General features: G+C 40.5%; 14 protein-coding genes. 4 read left to right on the plus strand and 10 right to left on the minus strand.

The window, feature by feature from the left end; translation table 11 throughout:
• Window positions 1-2,337 (minus strand): replication restart helicase PriA, encoded by a 2,337-nt coding sequence (gene priA, locus BM097_RS00440; protein ID WP_242944627.1) that lies wholly within the window; start codon window positions 2,335-2,337, stop codon window positions 1-3.
• Here priA and pyrB point away from each other — a divergent pair.
• On the plus strand, window positions 2,329-3,243 hold the full coding sequence (pyrB, locus tag BM097_RS00445) for an aspartate carbamoyltransferase (protein WP_090544809.1): 915 nt from the start codon (window positions 2,329-2,331) through the stop codon (window positions 3,241-3,243). The genes priA and pyrB overlap by 9 nt on opposite strands.
• Before the next feature lie 47 nt (window positions 3,244-3,290).
• The gene (locus BM097_RS00450; RefSeq protein WP_090544811.1) at window positions 3,291-3,728 is read left to right on the plus strand and encodes an aspartate carbamoyltransferase regulatory subunit; all 438 of its coding nucleotides are present in this window, start codon (window positions 3,291-3,293) and stop codon (window positions 3,726-3,728) included.
• Between the two features lie 3 nt (window positions 3,729-3,731).
• On the opposite strand, the gene BM097_RS00455 is transcribed toward BM097_RS00450, so the two are convergent.
• The 3 genes from BM097_RS00455 to BM097_RS00465 form a co-directional block, all read right to left on the minus strand.
• Complete coding sequence (locus BM097_RS00455; RefSeq protein WP_090544813.1) at window positions 3,732-5,375, minus strand: sensor histidine kinase; 1,644 nt, start codon at window positions 5,373-5,375, stop codon at window positions 3,732-3,734.
• A gap of 16 nt (window positions 5,376-5,391) precedes the next feature.
• Window positions 5,392-6,063 carry a response regulator transcription factor gene (locus tag BM097_RS00460; RefSeq protein ID WP_090544815.1) on the minus strand — a complete coding sequence of 224 codons (672 nt, stop codon included), beginning with the start codon at window positions 6,061-6,063 and terminating at the stop codon, window positions 5,392-5,394.
• 83 nt (window positions 6,064-6,146) lie between these two features.
• Window positions 6,147-6,497: a hypothetical protein gene (locus tag BM097_RS00465; RefSeq protein WP_090544817.1), complete on the minus strand. Its 351-nt coding sequence runs from the start codon at window positions 6,495-6,497 to the stop codon at window positions 6,147-6,149.
• A 204-nt stretch (window positions 6,498-6,701) separates the two neighbouring features.
• Here BM097_RS00465 and BM097_RS00470 point away from each other — a divergent pair, with 204 nt between their 5' ends.
• Both BM097_RS00470 and BM097_RS00475 read left to right on the plus strand, forming a co-directional pair.
• Complete coding sequence (locus BM097_RS00470) at window positions 6,702-7,082, plus strand: response regulator (protein WP_090544819.1); 381 nt, start codon at window positions 6,702-6,704, stop codon at window positions 7,080-7,082.
• A gap of 3 nt (window positions 7,083-7,085) precedes the next feature.
• Window positions 7,086-7,967 (plus strand): cyclic di-GMP-binding domain-containing protein, MshE-related, encoded by an 882-nt coding sequence (locus tag BM097_RS00475; protein ID WP_090544821.1) that lies wholly within the window; start codon window positions 7,086-7,088, stop codon window positions 7,965-7,967.
• 315 nt (window positions 7,968-8,282) lie between these two features.
• On the opposite strand, the gene thrC is transcribed toward BM097_RS00475, so the two are convergent.
• From thrC to BM097_RS00505, 6 genes are all read right to left on the minus strand, one after another.
• Window positions 8,283-9,773: a threonine synthase gene (gene thrC, locus BM097_RS00480; protein WP_090544823.1), complete on the minus strand. Its 1,491-nt coding sequence runs from the start codon at window positions 9,771-9,773 to the stop codon at window positions 8,283-8,285.
• A gap of 93 nt (window positions 9,774-9,866) precedes the next feature.
• Entirely contained in the window at window positions 9,867-12,752 is a 2,886-nt protein-coding gene (locus tag BM097_RS00485; RefSeq protein WP_177197319.1) for an FtsX-like permease family protein, read from the minus strand.
• A gap of 4 nt (window positions 12,753-12,756) precedes the next feature.
• Entirely contained in the window at window positions 12,757-13,458 is a 702-nt protein-coding gene (locus BM097_RS00490) for an ABC transporter ATP-binding protein (protein ID WP_090544828.1), read from the minus strand.
• Window positions 13,459-13,566: 108 nt separating this feature from the next.
• A complete protein-coding gene (gltA, locus tag BM097_RS00495) occupies window positions 13,567-14,952 on the minus strand; it encodes an NADPH-dependent glutamate synthase (RefSeq protein WP_090544829.1) in 1,386 nt (461 codons plus the stop codon).
• Window positions 14,952-15,842, minus strand: coding sequence for a sulfide/dihydroorotate dehydrogenase-like FAD/NAD-binding protein (locus BM097_RS00500; protein WP_090544830.1), 891 nt, complete (start codon window positions 15,840-15,842; stop codon window positions 14,952-14,954). Before BM097_RS00500 ends, gltA begins: the two co-directional genes overlap by 1 nt.
• A 147-nt stretch (window positions 15,843-15,989) precedes the next feature.
• The gene (locus BM097_RS00505; RefSeq protein WP_090544833.1) at window positions 15,990-16,946 is read right to left on the minus strand and encodes a TIGR03943 family putative permease subunit; all 957 of its coding nucleotides are present in this window, start codon (window positions 16,944-16,946) and stop codon (window positions 15,990-15,992) included.
• Window positions 16,947-16,952: the final 6 nt, after the last annotated feature.

The following is a 16,952-nucleotide window of genomic DNA, read 5'->3' on the forward strand; positions in this document are numbered from 1 at the left end:
TTAAATAGTTGATATTGGATCAAAATCAAACCAAGTGGTTGTATTTCGATATTGTTTTTGTTCTAATAAAAATCTATCGATTTCATCCTTAACCTTTACTAGTCTATCATATTCATCGGCTTTAACATAGATTACTCTGCGATAAACATCCTTTAATTTTCCGATATATGCATCCTCTGGGCCCATTACAATAATTTGAGGGTCCGCCTGCTTGATTAAAGCTGCCAAAATATCTGCCTGTGCCACTGCATCCTGCTGCTTTTCGCTGCTCACCTGAATTCCAAGGATATGAGAACAAGGTGGATACTGAAGCAATCTGCGATATGCATATTCCTGTTTGAAAAAACTATCGTAATCCTGATTAGCAGATGAAACTACAGCATAATTTTCAGGCTGATATGTCTGGATTACTGCAACGCCAGGCTCACTTCCACGGCCTGCTCTACCAACCGCCTGGGTGAGAAGCTGGAAGGTGCGCTCACCACTGTGAAAATCAGACTCGTTCAGGGAAATATCTGCAGCTATTATACCAACAAGTGTAACGTTGGCAAAGTCATGACCTTTTACAATCATCTGTGTGCCGATAAGCACATCAGCTTCATGATTGACGAAGGCTGATAAAATCTCTTCATGCCCATTTTTGCCAGATGTGGTATCCGCATCCATTCGAAGAACTCTGGCTTCTGGGAAGGATTCCTTAACAATCTCCTCTAAACGCTGGGTGCCCGCCTTAAAGCTTCCTATGTATTTGCTACCGCAGCTAGGACATGTTTTTACTGTCTTTGTTGTAAAACCACAATAGTGACATTTCATTATGCCGCCCGCATGTAGATGTAAGGCAACGTCACAATGTGGACATTTTAATACCTTACCGCAGGCTCTGCAGGAAACAAAGCCCATTAGTCCTCTTCTATTTAAAAACAGCATTATCTGCTGATGCTTTGCCAATCTATCTGCCATCAGCTCCTTTAAGCGCCTGCTTATCATGGAACGATTTCCAGATTGAAGCTCTGCTCTAAGATCTACAATCTCGCAGGCAGCCATATCCTGCCCCATAGCTCGCCCCGTAAGAGTGATTAGCTGATACTCTCCTGATTTTGCCCTTGAATATGCCTCAAGACTAGGAGTGGCTGAACCTAAAATAACTGTGGCTCCTGTAAGCCCTGCGCGATAAACTGCTGTTTCTCTGGCATGATATCTAGGAACTACTTCGGATTTGTAGCTAGGCTCATGCTCCTCATCAATAATAATAAGCCCTAGATTAGCAAAAGGTGTAAACAGTGCTGAACGTGGGCCTACCATAATACTAATATCGCCAGCTTTAGCTCTTTCAAATTGGTCGAAGCGCTCTCCTGGGGACATTCTACTGTTTAGAATGGAAACTGAATCACCAAACCTGGTGTAAAATCTCATTACAGTCTGATAGGTGAGGGCAATCTCTGGTATAAGCACGATTACCTGCTTCCCCATGCTAATTACATGCTCCATAACATCCATGTAGACTTCCGTTTTACCTGAGCCTGTAACACCATGTATCAGATATGTTTTGTGGCGACCAGTATCAATATCCGCTTTGATTTGTTCTGCAGCAGCCTCCTGCTCCTCATTAAGAACCACTCGCTTTTTATCGGAAGTGGCCTGCATGTGAGGATTTCTAAAGGCTCTTACTGAATCTATTTTTATTATGCCTTTAGATTCAAGGTCTTTGATGTTGGCGCTTGGAATCTTAAGCTTTTTGGTGGCAAGCTCCCAATCAAGCATATCAACCTCAAGCAATTCCTTCAAAAGACGTTCCTTACCGACGGCGTGCCTTTTGTTGGTGAGAAGCTCGTTAAGCTCGATTCTGGCATCCTCCACAGACACAGCAAGCCTAATTTCCTTTTTAAGCTTTTCATTTTCGCGCTTTTTGATAGGAATGACAGTCTTCAAAGCCTGATTCATGGTGCTACCGTAGTTGCGCTTTAGAAATGCGGCCAAAGAAATAAGCTGAGACTCTATAGCGATACTATCCTTTACAACCCTCGCAATAGGCTTCAGCTTTGTAACATCAAACTGTGGCTTGTCATGAAGCCCAACAACATAACCAGTAATGGCACGATTGCCATTACCAAATGGAATGACCACCTGAACGCCTTCATTAACCACTTCCTCAAGTTCTGACGGAACAATATATTCAAATGTCTTATCTAATCTCTCATGAGAAATATCAATAATAATATCTGCGTATTTCATGAAAAATATTTTATCATAAAAGGCTTTCTTTTTGTATTCAATGTGGTAAAATGAATTGAATTTTGAATAATTTATCTTTATCTGGGAGGATAATCTATGCGACATCTTATGAGCCCTCTAGACTTTTCTAGAGAGGAACTAGAGCAGCTGATGGACCTGGCAGATGATATTAAAAATCATCCGGATAATTATTCCGAAAAATGCCACGGCAAAAAGCTAGCTACTTGTTTCTACGAACCTAGTACCCGAACACGACTTTCATTTGAAGCTGCCATGCTTAATCTTGGTGGTTCGGTTCTTGGTTTCTCATCCGCTGATTCTTCATCAGCATCCAAAGGCGAAAGTGTTTCTGATACTATTCGTGTCATTTCTTCTTACGCAGACATCTGCGCTATGCGTCATCCAAAAGAAGGCGCTCCGCTCGTTGCTTCTGAGCGTTCACGTATTCCAGTTATTAACGCCGGTGATGGCGGTCATCAACATCCCACTCAAACACTTACAGATTTATTTACTATCCGCTCTTTACGTGGTGAAATCAAAGATCTTACTATCGGACTTTGTGGTGATTTAAAGTTTGGTCGTACTGTACATTCTTTGATTAATGCCCTCGTGCGCTATCCTGGAATTAAATTTGTGCTTATCTCACCTGAGGAGCTAAAGGTTCCAGAATACATCCGTGAGGATGTACTTGAAAAAAATGGATATGAATATAAGGAAGTAGATTCATTAGATGATGTTATGGGAGACCTTGATATCCTTTACATGACTCGCGTTCAGAGAGAGCGTTTCTTCAACGAGGAAGACTACATCCGCTTAAAGGATTTCTTCATCCTCACACCTGAAAAAATGCAGCTCGCCAAGAAGGACATGATGGTTCTCCATCCTCTGCCTCGCGTCAACGAAATCTCCGTAGACGTAGACGATGACCCAAGAGCCATGTACTTCACCCAAGCCCAAAACGGCGTCTACATCCGTATGGCGTTAATCCTAACGCTACTTGAACTTGTATAGATAGCCTGTCTGCGTAACAGGCGAGAGAAAACCAAGGAGGAAATGACATGCTTAATATAAGTGGAATACATGAAGGATTTGTGTTGGATCATATTAAAGCCGGCGAGTCCATGACAATTTATCGCGACCTACATTTAGACAACCTGGGTTGTGACTGCACCATCGCTATGATCATGAATGCTAAATCCAACAAAATGGGTCGCAAAGATATTATAAAAATAGAGTGTCCAATCGAACGAGTAGATTTGGACATATTAGGCTTCATTGATCACAACATCACATGCAATATTATCAAAAACGATATGATAGTTGAAAAGAGACAATTGAAGCTTCCAAAGGAAATTAAAAACGTCATTAAATGTAAAAATCCACGATGCATAAGCACCGTGGAACAAGAACTAGATCAAATTTTCATTCTTACAGATGAATTCAACGAAGTATATCGTTGTAAATACTGTGAAGAGAAATATATTGGCGTAAAATAAATACTACTCTTCGTAGAGATTCAGCGGTAATTCAAACCAGAAGGTGGCACCTTGGCCTTGTTTAGAGGAAACTCCATATTTGGCGCCATGTAATTCTAATACGTTTTTAACAATAGACAGTCCTAAGCCTGTGCCGGAAATGGCACGCTTATGGGCTGTTTTATCTTTGTAATATCTGTCCCAAACATAAGGAATATCTTCCTGCTTAACACCTTCACCAGTGTCCTTGACCTCTATCCTAAGAGTGTCATCCAACACCCTTTGAATAACAGTAACCTTTTTGTCTTCGCCGGTGTAGTTAATAGCATTGTTTACAAGATTGTAGAGAACCTGATACATCTTCTGCTCATCTGCATATACCATGATTTCGTCATCATATATGAAGTCGATGGTGTAGCCCTCAACCTCACGCAGCTTGTTGTAGCGCTCCAATACATGTCTAATGCTTTCAGTGATATTGTACTCCTCTGGCTGAATGGTGATAGTGCCAGCCTTTAGCTTTGAAATATCAAGCATATCATTTACAAGACTGGTAAGACGTTCTGTCTCATCGATAATTACCTGTACATTTTCAGGAGTGTTCTCACCAGGGATATCTCGCATAACCTCGGCATAGCCCTTTATCATGGTAAGTGGGGTGCGCAAATCGTGAGACACATTTGCTATAAGCTCCTTTTGGAAGCTGTCCGTTTTGCCAAGCTCCGTAGCTGTATAGTTTAGAGTATCGGAAAGTTCAGATACCTCCATATAATCTCTAGAATTAAATTTTACAGAATAATCACCATCTGCCAGCCTCTTGGCACCATCGTTTATTCTGATTATTGAACGAGAAATAGTCTTTGATAAGGTTGCTGCAAGGAAAAAAGCAATCACAATCATTATGGCAGAAATAAATCTGAGCTGAACCTTAAGGGTGTAGACAGTAGCATCTACAGGCGTAAGGACAGAATTAATCATGATGACCTCTTCCTGCCCGTCCACATCAATGATATGCACATAAATAACAGATTCAGCCAAATCATTTCCTATGTTCTGCCTAAAGACCTCTTCCTTTTTCTCCTCAGGGATTGTATATGCGATTTTGCCCTGTGCCTTACTATCTTCTATCTCATCAGCTTCAGCTTCATCAGAATCAGTTTCAGATTCTTCCGTATCTGCTTTGCCATTCTCTGAGTCAGGTTGCTCTATATTTTCAGGAGGTAATGGCTCTCCGCTTTCACCAATTAAAAAACGTTCCTTAGCCACCTTTCTTTGCATCTCATTACCCTTAAATTCAATGACAGCCTCACCACCGTTGGCAACAGCCTGCTCATAAAATAGGCCAAACATAAACTGTGGCAGAGAGGACATTTGAGAATTAGAAATGTACTCTGCATTGTAAAGAGCCACACCATTTTTATCTGTAATATAGATTCCAAGGTTATTAGATGCTGCTATTTTTTCAATGTCGTCAGTAGGATTATCAGAGGAATATAAAAGATTCTCTACATCATTTAAAACAGCCTCTGTTTCCTTACGTTTTATGTTTTTATAGAAATCATCCAGATAAACAATCTGAAAAAACCATAGTACTCCAAGCAGTACTATGGCAAAAATCAAGAATATTGAAAATGTCTTCCACTTTACACTAACTCTACTTTTTTTCAATTACTTCCTCCAAATATTAGGCCTCAAACCTATATCCAACGCCTCGAAGTGTAACCAAAAGCTTTCTGTAATCTCCAAGGCTATTTCTAAGAAGCTTGATATGAGTATCAAGAGTTCTATCGTCTCCATAATAATCATATCCCCAAACCTCTGTAATAAGCTTTTCGCGTTCTAAGGCAATGTTTCTATTTCTAACCAGATAGAAAAGAAGCTCGTACTCCTTTGGTGACATGTCTACTCGCTCTCCATCAATAGAAACTGTGCGGGCGGTAAAATTAATCTCAAGGCCTTCGTATCTGAATATTTCTGCGCTTCCAACCTCCGACTTGCTTCTGTTTGTAACAACATTTACGCGCATCATAAGCTCCTTAGGTGAAAATGGCTTAACCACGTAATCGTCAACACCAGCTTCAAATCCATGAATTCTATCGTATTCCTCTCCTCTGGCAGAAAGCATGATCACAGGAATATCCTTTATCTTTTTAATCTCACTGCAAGCCGAGAAGCCATCAAGCTCAGGCATCATTACATCCATGATGATAACATCAAAGTCACCATTAGCCTTTACCTTTTCGATGGCATCCATACCGTCGCAGGCCTCGGATACCTCGTAGCCTTCGAATTCACCATATTTACGAATTATTGAACGAATCTTTTCCTCATCATCAACTACTAAAATCTTCTTCATATCAACCTCCGATTGCGAATTCTCCTCTATAGTATTTTATCTTACACCCCAATGTGAATTCTACGTGATGCTCAGCTCACGCTTTACTGAATAAATTTCTTTTTTGCCTTGTGAAGATTGTAAGAGAACAATACATATATAACTACAAAGGCAACCAAAAAAACTGCATTTACTGGACGTGGGAAGGGAACTCTTCCTGTATCATTCAATAATCCCTGAATTCCAAACAGGATACAAAAGCCTCCAAAAATTGCTGTTTTTGGCATTAAATCCTTAGACAAAGCTTTAACATCTGAGCACTTAAGCAGCTCCTCCGAAGTAATGAGCATAGGGTCTACTTCCTGCTTTTTAAAGCATTTGATTCCAATGAACACCAAGTATATCCCCATTATTCCAATGATGACGTCAAAAATAGTCATAAAGCTCATATCCATAACAAAATCCTCCAATTAATAAAACATTTTCTAAACACGAATAATTATACCTATTCTCCCCTTTATTTTCCACACCTAAGGTAGATTTATGAATCTTTGAGTTCTCATTCAATTCGCTATTTTTTAACATTTATATCTGTTAATTTCATTTGAATAATACCTTTGTATATTGTATTATAAATATTAAATAGGAGGTTTAGGCGTATGGATATTACAGGCAAAAAAATACTAGTGTGCGATGATTCTGTACTTGCTAGAAAACAGCTAATGGATGCTGTTAAAGAGATTTCCAATGGTGCCGTTTTTATCGAAGGCAAAAACGGAGCCGAAGCGGTGGAGCTATACAAATCAGAAAAACCTGACCTGGTATTTATGGACATAGTAATGCCAGAAAAAGATGGTAATACCGCTCTATCTGAGATTAGAGAATTCGATAAAGATGCCCTTATCATTATCGTTTCTTCTGTAGGTACTCAGGATCAATTGAAAAAAGCCATTCAACTTGGAGCAAAGGATTTTATCCAAAAGCCATTTGAAAAGAATCAGATTCAGGAAATAATTGAACTTCGTCTTGGAGGAAAATAATATATGTATACACAGTTCTTGGGCAATTATTTGCTTCAAAAAGGAATTGTAAATCAAGAGCAGCTTTTCAAGGCAATGGCTCGCCTATCTCAAACTCATATCAAGTTAGGTACAATTGCCATCAAAGAAGGGCTTATGACAGCTAAAGAAGTGGACGAATGTCTTTATGTTCAATCCAGAGAAGACAAACGTTTTGGCGAAATTGCTGTGGAGCGCGGTTATCTGACAGACGATCAGGTAAACGATTTACTTTCTATGCAAACACCAGACTATATTCTTCTTGGCCAGAACCTGGTTGAGGATGAAGTCTTTACTTATGAAGATCTAGAAAGAATTCTATTTGATTACAAAAATGATACAGAGCTTTATGACTTAAGCCTTGATGTCGAAAACCAAGAGGCTATTGCGGCAATCATTAAGAGGTTCTTCTTATTAGCTGAAATGCCTGTAAACGAAACGAATGTCATGTATCTAGAGCTTATGTTCAACAGCTTAATCCGATTTGTAGGCGAGGATTTTTCACCACTCACTCCAATGGTCTTAGATGAATTTCCAATTACCTTTGGTGTGTCACAAGCCATTTCTAACGACAGAGCCTACATCACTCACATTGACTGCGATAGAGAAACAGCCATTGCATTTGCGTCAAGATATGCCAATGAAGAATTCTCGGATTTCGATGAATATGTCATTGCCGCCCTTGAGGATTTCCTCAATCTGCACAATGGACTCTTCATCGTCAATGTATCCAACAATACATCAGAAACTATAGCTTTAGCTCCTCCTGAAATTACCATGGAGGGTGTACTTAGTGGACCAAACAAATGCGTAGACTTTCCAGTAGCCTACTCCTTTGGTACAATCCACCTAATTATCTGCTATTGACCACAATGCTAAGAGAGCCAGTGAGTTACGCTCTCAAGCCTAAGATATTGCACCGCTTCGCATAGAAAGCTACGCTTGTGCAACACTTAGAGCTTGATAGCTACTCACTGGCTCATTTACTTGCAATAAACATTAAATTAAGCGGCTACTCAACCTTGGCGAGCGCGAGGAAGAGGGCCCCATGTAGTTAAGGAGGGACCCCGAAGGGGAGGTTCCCTTGACTGCAATGGGAGATGGCTTCCGGGAGCATGGAGTACTTGGAAGCCGCGAAACTTGAGAGCGTAACTCACTGGCTCTCACAGTTTGGTGTTAGATTTATACGCTGAGGAAGCGTTTTACTTCGGCGCACATGTCTTCCACTTCGATTACGGTGTCGTGGCGAACTGGTGCTGAACGAATTTCCTCGATGGCATTTGGTACATCAACCTGCGCTAGTTCTGAGAGCTTATCTACAAGTACGAAGTCTTCTTCGTTTTCGTAGGCTGAGTCGATAGCGCCCATGACAGCTCTTGTGAATTTGAATGGGCTGGCTGTTGATGCGATAACTGTTGTCTTGTCGTCACCTGTGGCAGCCTTGTATTTACCAAATACGCTTGATGCAACTCCTGTGTGAGTGTCAATTACGTAGCCTGTATCTTCGTAAAGCTTTTTGATAGCATCTCCTGTCTCGTCCTCTGATGCATAGTTTCCATAGAAGCTATCAAGTCTTGCCTTCATATCTGCAGTGATTTCGTATTTGCCTGTAGTCTTAAGGCTTTCCATAAGTTCGCTGTTCTTTGCAGCATCATCTCCAGCAATGTGATAAATCAATCTCTCAAGGTTGCTTGAAATAAGAATATCCATTGATGGCGAATTTGTAAGGATGAATTCTCTGTTCTTGTCGTATTCGCCTGTTGTAAAGAAATCATAGAGTACCTTGTTTTCGTTAGAAGCACAGATAAGCTTTTCAACTGGAAGCCCCATGTTCTTTGCATAGTAAGCAGCAAGGATATTACCAAAGTTTCCTGTAGGAACAACTACATTGATTGTTTCACCATCTGTAATCTTCTCTTCAGCCAAAAGTCTTGAGTAGGCATATACATAGTAAGCAATCTGTGGTACAAGGCGGCCGATATTGATAGAATTAGCAGATGAGAACTGGTAGCCAGCTCCATCTAATTCAGCGGCAAGTGCCTTGTCGTTAAACATCTTTTTAACACCAGTCTGAGCCTGATCAAAGTTTCCATTGATTCCAACTACATGAGTGTTATCACCCTTTTGTGTAACCATTTGGCGCTCCTGAATAGCAGAAACACCATTCTTTGGATAAAATACAACGATTTTAGTACCTTCAACATCTGCAAAGCCTGCAAGTGCAGCCTTTCCTGTATCACCAGATGTTGCAGTAAGTATTACGATATCGTTTTTAATATTATTTTTACGAGCGGAAGTAATCATAAGATGTGGCAAAATTGAAAGTGCCATATCCTTAAAAGCAATTGTTGCACCATGAAAGAGCTCTAGGTAATAAGCCCCGTCTGCATATACTAAAGGAGCGATTTCTTCAGTATCAAACTTGCTATCATAAGCACTATTAATACAATGCTTTAACTCATCTTCTGTAAAATCTGTAAGGAAAAGCTTAAGTACCTCATAAGCCACCTGCTGATAAGTCATTTCTGAAAGCTCTTTTAAAGACTTATCAAGCTTTGGAACAGCTGTAGGCACAAACAATCCGCCATCATCTGCAAGTCCCTTCAAGATAGCCTGTGAAGCTGTAATCTCTTTTTTATTAATATCTCTTGTACTAACGTAATTGATTCCCATGATTCTTCCTCTCTGCTTTATTTATTCTTTCCAAATACATTAACACACTAAAGCGTTAAAATCTAGTGGATATCTACACAATTTTGCGTAAAACTACTCTACTGCTTTCAGCGATTCTGTCATACTGATTTCCTCTAGCTTCTTTCCCATCAATAAATCGATGATAAATGTAAAGGCAACTGTCAGCACAAAGGCTGCGCAGTAGCTAAATAATGTTACACGAACATCGAAGGTAATCAAATCAACCACTATCTCACTCATAATAAAAGCATGCAAAAACTTTCCAAGGACAAGGCCTACCACAGCTCCCATTATAGATAAAATGATGTTTTCTCTAAATACATAGGACCTGGTTTCTTCCTTGTAAAATCCTAACACCTTTACAGTGGCAATCTCTCTTACTCGCTCTGCAATATTGATATTAGTAAGATTGAAAACAACCACTGCAGAAAGTGCCATGGCACATCCAATTACAAGATAGACGATAATGTTCAGGCTTTCCATCATGCTGTCTACTCTATCTAACATATCAACAGTTGCAGATACAACAGAAATGTCACTTTCATTCATAAGCTTTGCGCCTATCTCATGAGGGTCTTCACCTTCCTTAGCATTTAAATAGACATTTTTCTTTTCTGGCAGTGTGCCTATAGTATTTTCATAGCCTGTCTTTGTAAGATAAATATAGTTGTAAATAAAGTTTTCATTAATGGCCGCCACCTTAAGCTTTGTCTTTTCCATATCCTCAGAAGAAATGGTGATGGTATCTCCAACCTTTATTCCATATCTATCACTTAGGCCTTGATTTACAATAGTTTCTCCATCCTTTAAATCAGCAAAAGTAATATGATTGCCCTTTTCATCATGCATATCGTAAAATTTATCCAGCATTGCATCATTATCATATACATTCAAATATACGTTTTTAGTATATTTGCCAGCCTTCATGTCCACTGATGTGTGATAATAAAGAAGATAATCCTCTGTGGTATAGCCCATTTCTTCTAATAATGGCACCTGACTATCTTCACCATCCTTTAGGGTAATATCCATGTCATATTTTGAAATGTTGGTAAACTGATTCACTGCAATATCTGCAATAGAATCATAAATGCCAAAGCCTGCCACAAGAAGTGCTGTACAACCACCGATGCCAAGAACCATCATAAAGAGTCTTCCCTTATAGCGGAAAATATTTCTAAGACTTACCTTCTTAAGGAATTTCAGTCTGCTCCAGAAAAAGGTTATATATTCCAGGAAGATTCTTTTGCCTGCCTTTGGTGCCTTTGGGCGCATTAGTGATGCTGCCATTTCGTGCATCTCGTAGCGGCAGGATAAAATGGTAACACCAACGGAACAGATGAATGCAACTATAAAGCTGATAATTAACATAGCAGGACTAAAGTAATAGCTGATTTCCGAGGTATTGTACATCATCTGATATGCAAACCAGATGGCCTTTGGAAAGGCAATTGTACCTGCTATAAAGCCCAGTGTTGCACCAAGCAGTGATGCGGAGCCTGAATAAAGTACAAACTTACCCATTATACTTGTGCTGCTATAGCCTAATGCCTTAAGCACACCTATTTGTGTTCTTTGGTCTTCCACCATTCTGTTCATAGTGGTCATGCACACAAGTGCTGCAACAAGGAAGAAGAATATCGGAAATACGTTAGCAATAGCTCCAACTATAGTAGAATCACTTTCAAAGCAGATATATCCTACATTAGAATCTCTACCTAAAAGATAGGTGCTGGCTTTTTCAACATCTGCTATCTCATCCTCAGCGTCAGCTATCTCCTTTTCTGCGTCAGCTATCTTGCTATTAAACTCCTCAAGACCGTCCTCATATCCAGCCTTGCCATCCTCATATTCCTTCAGTCCCTTGCTATATTCCTTTCTTGCGGTTTCAAGGCCCGACTGAAGCGTATAAAGATTTGCGGAATACTGCTGATAGGTTGCAACCAAGGTCTGATATTGCACTTCATCATAGTATTCTGAGCCTACTGCCTTTAATTGATCCATTTGATTGATGTTTTCAAGCATCTCATCAAGAGCCTTTTTTAAATCTGCTTCCTTGGCTTCATAATCGCTGATCTGCTTTTTAGCATCATTTAGCTTTGTCTTTGCATCATCTAATTCCTTTTTTGCATCAGCAAGCTCACCACCCTTTTCCTCTTTATTTTCGGCAAGCTCCTTTTTTGCATCATCTAGTTCAGCAGTAGCCTCTGCAATAATCCTATCGTATCTATTATTTGCCGCAGCATCCAAGGCTGTCTGAACCATGTCCTCTTTTTCATCAATTAAAGCTTTGTATTCATCAGAATAAAGCTCTAGGTCACTGTCTAATTTAACGTAGCAATCTGTATAAACCTCAGAATCAAAGCCGCCCTCATTGATGTACATAAAGCCATCTAACACACCACTACCCAAAGCTGTAGCGCCGCGCTCGTACTGAATAAACAAAGGGGACTTCACAAGTCCAACTATCTTATATTCCTTATATTTAAAATGGTCGCTATCCTCAGTCTCATTGCTTGAGGATATGGTGACAATACTTCCAATTGATGTACTGTCAAACAAATATGAATCTGCCAGACACTCATCATCCTCTTTTGGAAGCCTGCCCTCTACAACCACTATTTTATTGATTTTGTCAGGGATACTAATTGCCTTTATGGCATGAGACATTTCGTTGTAATCCGCCAAAATGTCAAAGGAAATAGAAGGCTCTATATCACGAGCCTCAATATGATTCTTTAGATAATCAATATCTTCCTTTTCAAAACCAAGGGATGATATTAGGCGATAGTCGAAAAAAACCTGCTCTTTTAGATATTCATGCATGGAAGTACGCATGGCAGGATCTGTAACCTTTAAACCCGCAAAAAATCCAACGCCCAAACCTATAATAAGAAGGAGCGCTAGAAATCGACCAAAGGTCTCTTTTATTTCTCTTAATAATGAAACCAATAACATACATTCACCACTCAATCTCATCAACGCTCTTAGGATTTTCATTCATCCTAATACTTGATACCGTACCCGACTTTACTGTTATTACCCTGTCGGCCATGGCAGTTAGTGCGTGATTATGAGTAATAACTACTACCGTTTTATGATTCTTCTTGCAGGTCTCCTGCAATAGCTTAAGAACTGCTCTACCTGTTTCATCATCAAGTGCACCTGTTGGCTCATCACACAAAAGCAGCTTTGGATTTTTAGCCAAAGCCCTGGCTATCGCTACACGCTGTTGCTCTCCACCAGATAGCTGCGCTGGGAAGTTGTTCATTCTATCCTTCAGCCCCACTGATGTAAGAATTTCCTCTGCCCCAATTGGGTCCTTACAAATTTGAGCTGCCAGCTCCACATTTTCCTTTGCTGTTAGATTTCCAACCAGATTGTAAAACTGAAAAACAAAGCCAACATCATATCGTCTATAGCTGGTTAAATCTCTTGGACTATAGCCGGAAATATCTCTATCCGCCAAATATACACCACCTGAGGTAAGGGTATCCATCCCACCAAGTATATTTAAAATGGTAGTCTTGCCTGCTCCAGATGCTCCGACTATAATGCAAAACTCACCCTCTTCAATTTCAAAATTTACATCCTTTAAAGCTTCTATCTTCACGTCACCAGTTTTGTAAACTTTTCCAACATTTTTAAATTCAACAAAAGCCATAGGATTCCCTCCATGAAAAAATACCGGATTGTGAGAAGATAATAGCATGAATTTGTGACACAAATAAGAAAATCCACCCAGACCTGGGTGGATTTCGCATAGATTATATTACTTATTCTTAAAATATTCATCGATAGCTGCAGCTGCTGTCTTTCCAGCACCCATAGCAAGGATTACTGTTGCGGCACCTGTTACAGCATCACCACCAGCGTAAACGCCAGTCTTTGTTGTAGCGCCATCCTCTGTTGCAATTAAGCAGCCCTTCTTGTTTGTTTCTAGACCTGCTGTTGTGCTAGAGATAAGTGGGTTTGGTGATGTACCAAGGGACATGATTACTGTATCGCATTCGATTTCGTATTCACTGCCTGGAATTTCAACTGGTCTGCGACGGCCTGAAGCATCTGGCTCGCCAAGCTCCATCTTGATAATCTTGCATCCGCGAACGCTTCCCTCTTCGTTAACAAGAATCTCAACTGGATTCTGGAGAAGATCAAAGATAACGCCCTCTTCCTTAGCGTGATGAACTTCTTCTGCTCTTGCAGGAAGCTCTGCCTCAGAACGACGGTAAACAACATGTACCTCTGCCCCAAGACGAAGTGCTGTACGGGCAGCATCCATAGCAACGTTACCACCACCAACAACTACTACCTTTTTGCCGCGAGCGATTGGTGTATCGTAGCCTTCCTTGAATGCCTTCATAAGATTGTTTCTTGTAAGGAATTCGTTTGCAGAGAATACACCGTTTGCCTGCTCACCAGGAATATGCATAAACATTGGAAGTCCAGCACCTGAGCCGATAAATACAGCTTCGAAGCCTTCCTTCTCAATAAGCTCGTCAATTGTGATTGAACGACCGATGATTACGTTCTTTTCGAACTTAACGCCAAGTCCCTTAACGTTTTCTACTTCAGCCTTAACTACCTTGTCCTTTGGAAGACGGAATTCTGGAATACCATAAACAAGTACGCCGCCCATCTCATGAAGGGCTTCAAATACTGTAACGTCATAGCCAAGCTTAGCAAGGTCTCCAGCTGCTGTAAGACCTGAAGGACCTGAACCAATAACAGCCACCTTGTGTCCGTTAGGAGTAGATGTGTTCTTTGGCTTGATTCCGTTTTCTCTAGCCCAGTCAGCTACGAATCTTTCAAGCTTACCGATAGCAACAGCTTCGCCCTTGATACCACGGATACATTTACCTTCGCACTGTGACTCCTGTGGGCAAACACGTCCGCAAACTGCTGGAAGTGCTGAAGACTCAGAGATAATCTCGTAAGCCTTTTCAAAATTGCGTTCCTTAACCTGTTCGATAAATGCAGGAATATTAATAGAAACTGGGCAACCGCCTACGCACATAGGGTTCTTACAGTTAAGACAACGTGCAGCCTCAGCAACTGCCTCTTCCTCTGTATATCCTAAGCATACCTCATCAAAATTTGTAGCACGAACCTTTGGGTCCTGCTCTGAAATAGGTACTCTAACCATCATATCTGCCATTACTCGTCACCTCCACAATTTCCGCATCCACCGTGGTGTGTATCGCCCTCCTGAAGCTTAAGAAGTGCTCTACCTTCCTCAGTTTTATACTGCTTACTTCTAGCCATAGCCTGATCAAAATCAACAAGGTGACCATCAAACTCTGGACCATCTACACATGCAAACTTAACCTCGTCACCAACGACAAGACGGCAAGCTCCACACATACCTGTACCATCAACCATGATAGGGTTCATTGATACAACTGTAGGAATGCCAAGCTCCTTTGTAAGAAGACAAACGAATTTCATCATAATCATAGGACCGATTGCTACGCAGTGGTCAAATCTCTTACCCTCGTCCCAAAGCGCCTGAAGCTGCTGACAACCATTTCCATGGAAACCATAGCTTCCATCATCTGTAGCAAGATATAGCTCTGTAGCAACCTGTCTCATTTCCTCTTCATAGAAAAGGATGTCCTTTGAACGTGCACCAATAATAACTGTAGTATTAATTCCGTGTTCCTTAAGCCACTTTACCTGTGGATATACAGGAGCTGTACCTACACCACCTGCAATAAATACGATGTTCTTCTTTTTTGTTTCCTCAAGGTTCTCTTCGATGCAAAGCTCTGAAGGCTGACCTAAAGGACCAACAAAATCATCGAAAGCATCACCAGCATTAAGAGCTGCCATTCTTTCTGTAGAAGCACCAACAGTCTGGAATACTATTGTGACTGTTCCTTCATTTCTATCATAGTCACAGATAGTAAGAGGAATACGCTCTCCCTCTTCATCGATTTTTACAATGATAAACTGTCCTGGTAAACAACCTGCAGCGACGCGAGGTGCCTTAACTACCATTAGGAAAATCTTATCAGAAAGCTTTTCCTTCTTTAAGATTGGATACATAAATTTAGACTCCTTCCCTATTCATCTTAATGAAATATTATATCCGTTCGCTTTAGTTCTGTAAAGCGTTAAATTGTATAGCAATTGTTTTTTAATATAAATCAAGCCGCTAGTAGTGAAACCGTAACTAGCGGCGTAGATTATAGATTAACTAAAATATACAAGCTCATCTTCTGGCTTTTCTGTAGGCTCAACTGCTATTGGATAAAGAACCGGACCCTTACCCTTATATTCCTTAGCAAACTCAACCTTAATCTGAGCTGTAATATCTATCCAACTTCTGTGCTCTAATGATGAAGCCTTGTCCCATTTACATTTCATGCCAAGGAACTGAATGTCCTCAACACAACATGTCATTGCAAATCTACCTGGAACGAATACATCTCGTCTAAGCTTTCCATCGTTAGGATTGTACACAAGACCTGTGAAGTGAATCTTCTTGCCATCATACTTCTTAGGTGTCTCCATGCAATCCATAAACCAAAGTGCGTAATCAGCATCTGTGATTTCAATGATATCAGCATCAAGGTCAAATGGAAGCTCCTCTGGAGAATCATCGATAGAACCGTCTGCTCTTTCGTAAACGATTTGAGCTGGTCTGTTCATAGCCTTAATCTGACCGCGGAACTTTGTCTTTGGTGTTGCATCTGTACATCTGTTGAAGATAACAACCTCTGCCTTGAAAAGCTGCTCCATCATGATGGTACGCATATTGTTAAGGTAGTTTTCAAATGTAGTTGCATCAACAGTAGCAAGTGACTGAGCTGGAACCCATCCCTCTGGAAGTGGCTCATCATAAATATGATCCACGCCCCATGTACCGTTGTACTCAAGGAAGATAACATCTGGGTCATATTCCTTCTGAAGCTTGTTAAGGTTTTCAAGATTGAAATCCTCTTCGTTTTCAATCATGGTAACCTTAGCGTTAATAGTCTTAAGCTTTTCGATGTCGTATTCAACATCACCGTCCTCACAAGCGATGATGAGGATTTTGTCATCACCACCCTGTGTGAAGTCGTTTTCAAATAATGTCTCCTGGATAAGAGTAGTCTTACCACTATCCATAAATCCAGTGAAGACGTAAACTGGTATATCCTTTGCCATAAATTA

The sequence above is a fragment of the Pseudobutyrivibrio sp. OR37 genome (assembly GCF_900113655.1).
Lineage (GTDB): Bacteria > Bacillota > Clostridia > Lachnospirales > Lachnospiraceae > Pseudobutyrivibrio.

Bases quoted from the DNA above. Each gene is read 5' to 3' on its own strand.
- pyrB (WP_090544809.1), top strand. From the start codon at position 2,329: ATGCGACATCTTATGAGCCCTCTAGACTTTTCTAGAGAGGAACTAGAG.
- priA (WP_242944627.1), bottom strand. From the start codon at position 2,337: ATGTCGCATAGATTATCCTCCCAGATAAAGATAAATTATTCAAAATTC.
- BM097_RS00450 (WP_090544811.1), top strand. From the start codon at position 3,291: ATGCTTAATATAAGTGGAATACATGAAGGATTTGTGTTGGATCATATT.
- BM097_RS00460 (WP_090544815.1), bottom strand. From the start codon at position 6,063: ATGAAGAAGATTTTAGTAGTTGATGATGAGGAAAAGATTCGTTCAATA.
- BM097_RS00465 (WP_090544817.1), bottom strand. From the start codon at position 6,497: ATGGATATGAGCTTTATGACTATTTTTGACGTCATCATTGGAATAATG.
- BM097_RS00470 (WP_090544819.1), top strand. From the start codon at position 6,702: ATGGATATTACAGGCAAAAAAATACTAGTGTGCGATGATTCTGTACTT.
- BM097_RS00475 (WP_090544821.1), top strand. From the start codon at position 7,086: ATGTATACACAGTTCTTGGGCAATTATTTGCTTCAAAAAGGAATTGTA.
- thrC (WP_090544823.1), bottom strand. From the start codon at position 9,773: ATGGGAATCAATTACGTTAGTACAAGAGATATTAATAAAAAAGAGATT.
- BM097_RS00485 (WP_177197319.1), bottom strand. From the start codon at position 12,752: ATGTTATTGGTTTCATTATTAAGAGAAATAAAAGAGACCTTTGGTCGA.
- BM097_RS00490 (WP_090544828.1), bottom strand. From the start codon at position 13,458: ATGGCTTTTGTTGAATTTAAAAATGTTGGAAAAGTTTACAAAACTGGT.
- gltA (WP_090544829.1), bottom strand. From the start codon at position 14,952: ATGGCAGATATGATGGTTAGAGTACCTATTTCAGAGCAGGACCCAAAG.
- BM097_RS00500 (WP_090544830.1), bottom strand. From the start codon at position 15,842: ATGTATCCAATCTTAAAGAAGGAAAAGCTTTCTGATAAGATTTTCCTA.
- BM097_RS00505 (WP_090544833.1), bottom strand. From the start codon at position 16,946: ATGGCAAAGGATATACCAGTTTACGTCTTCACTGGATTTATGGATAGT.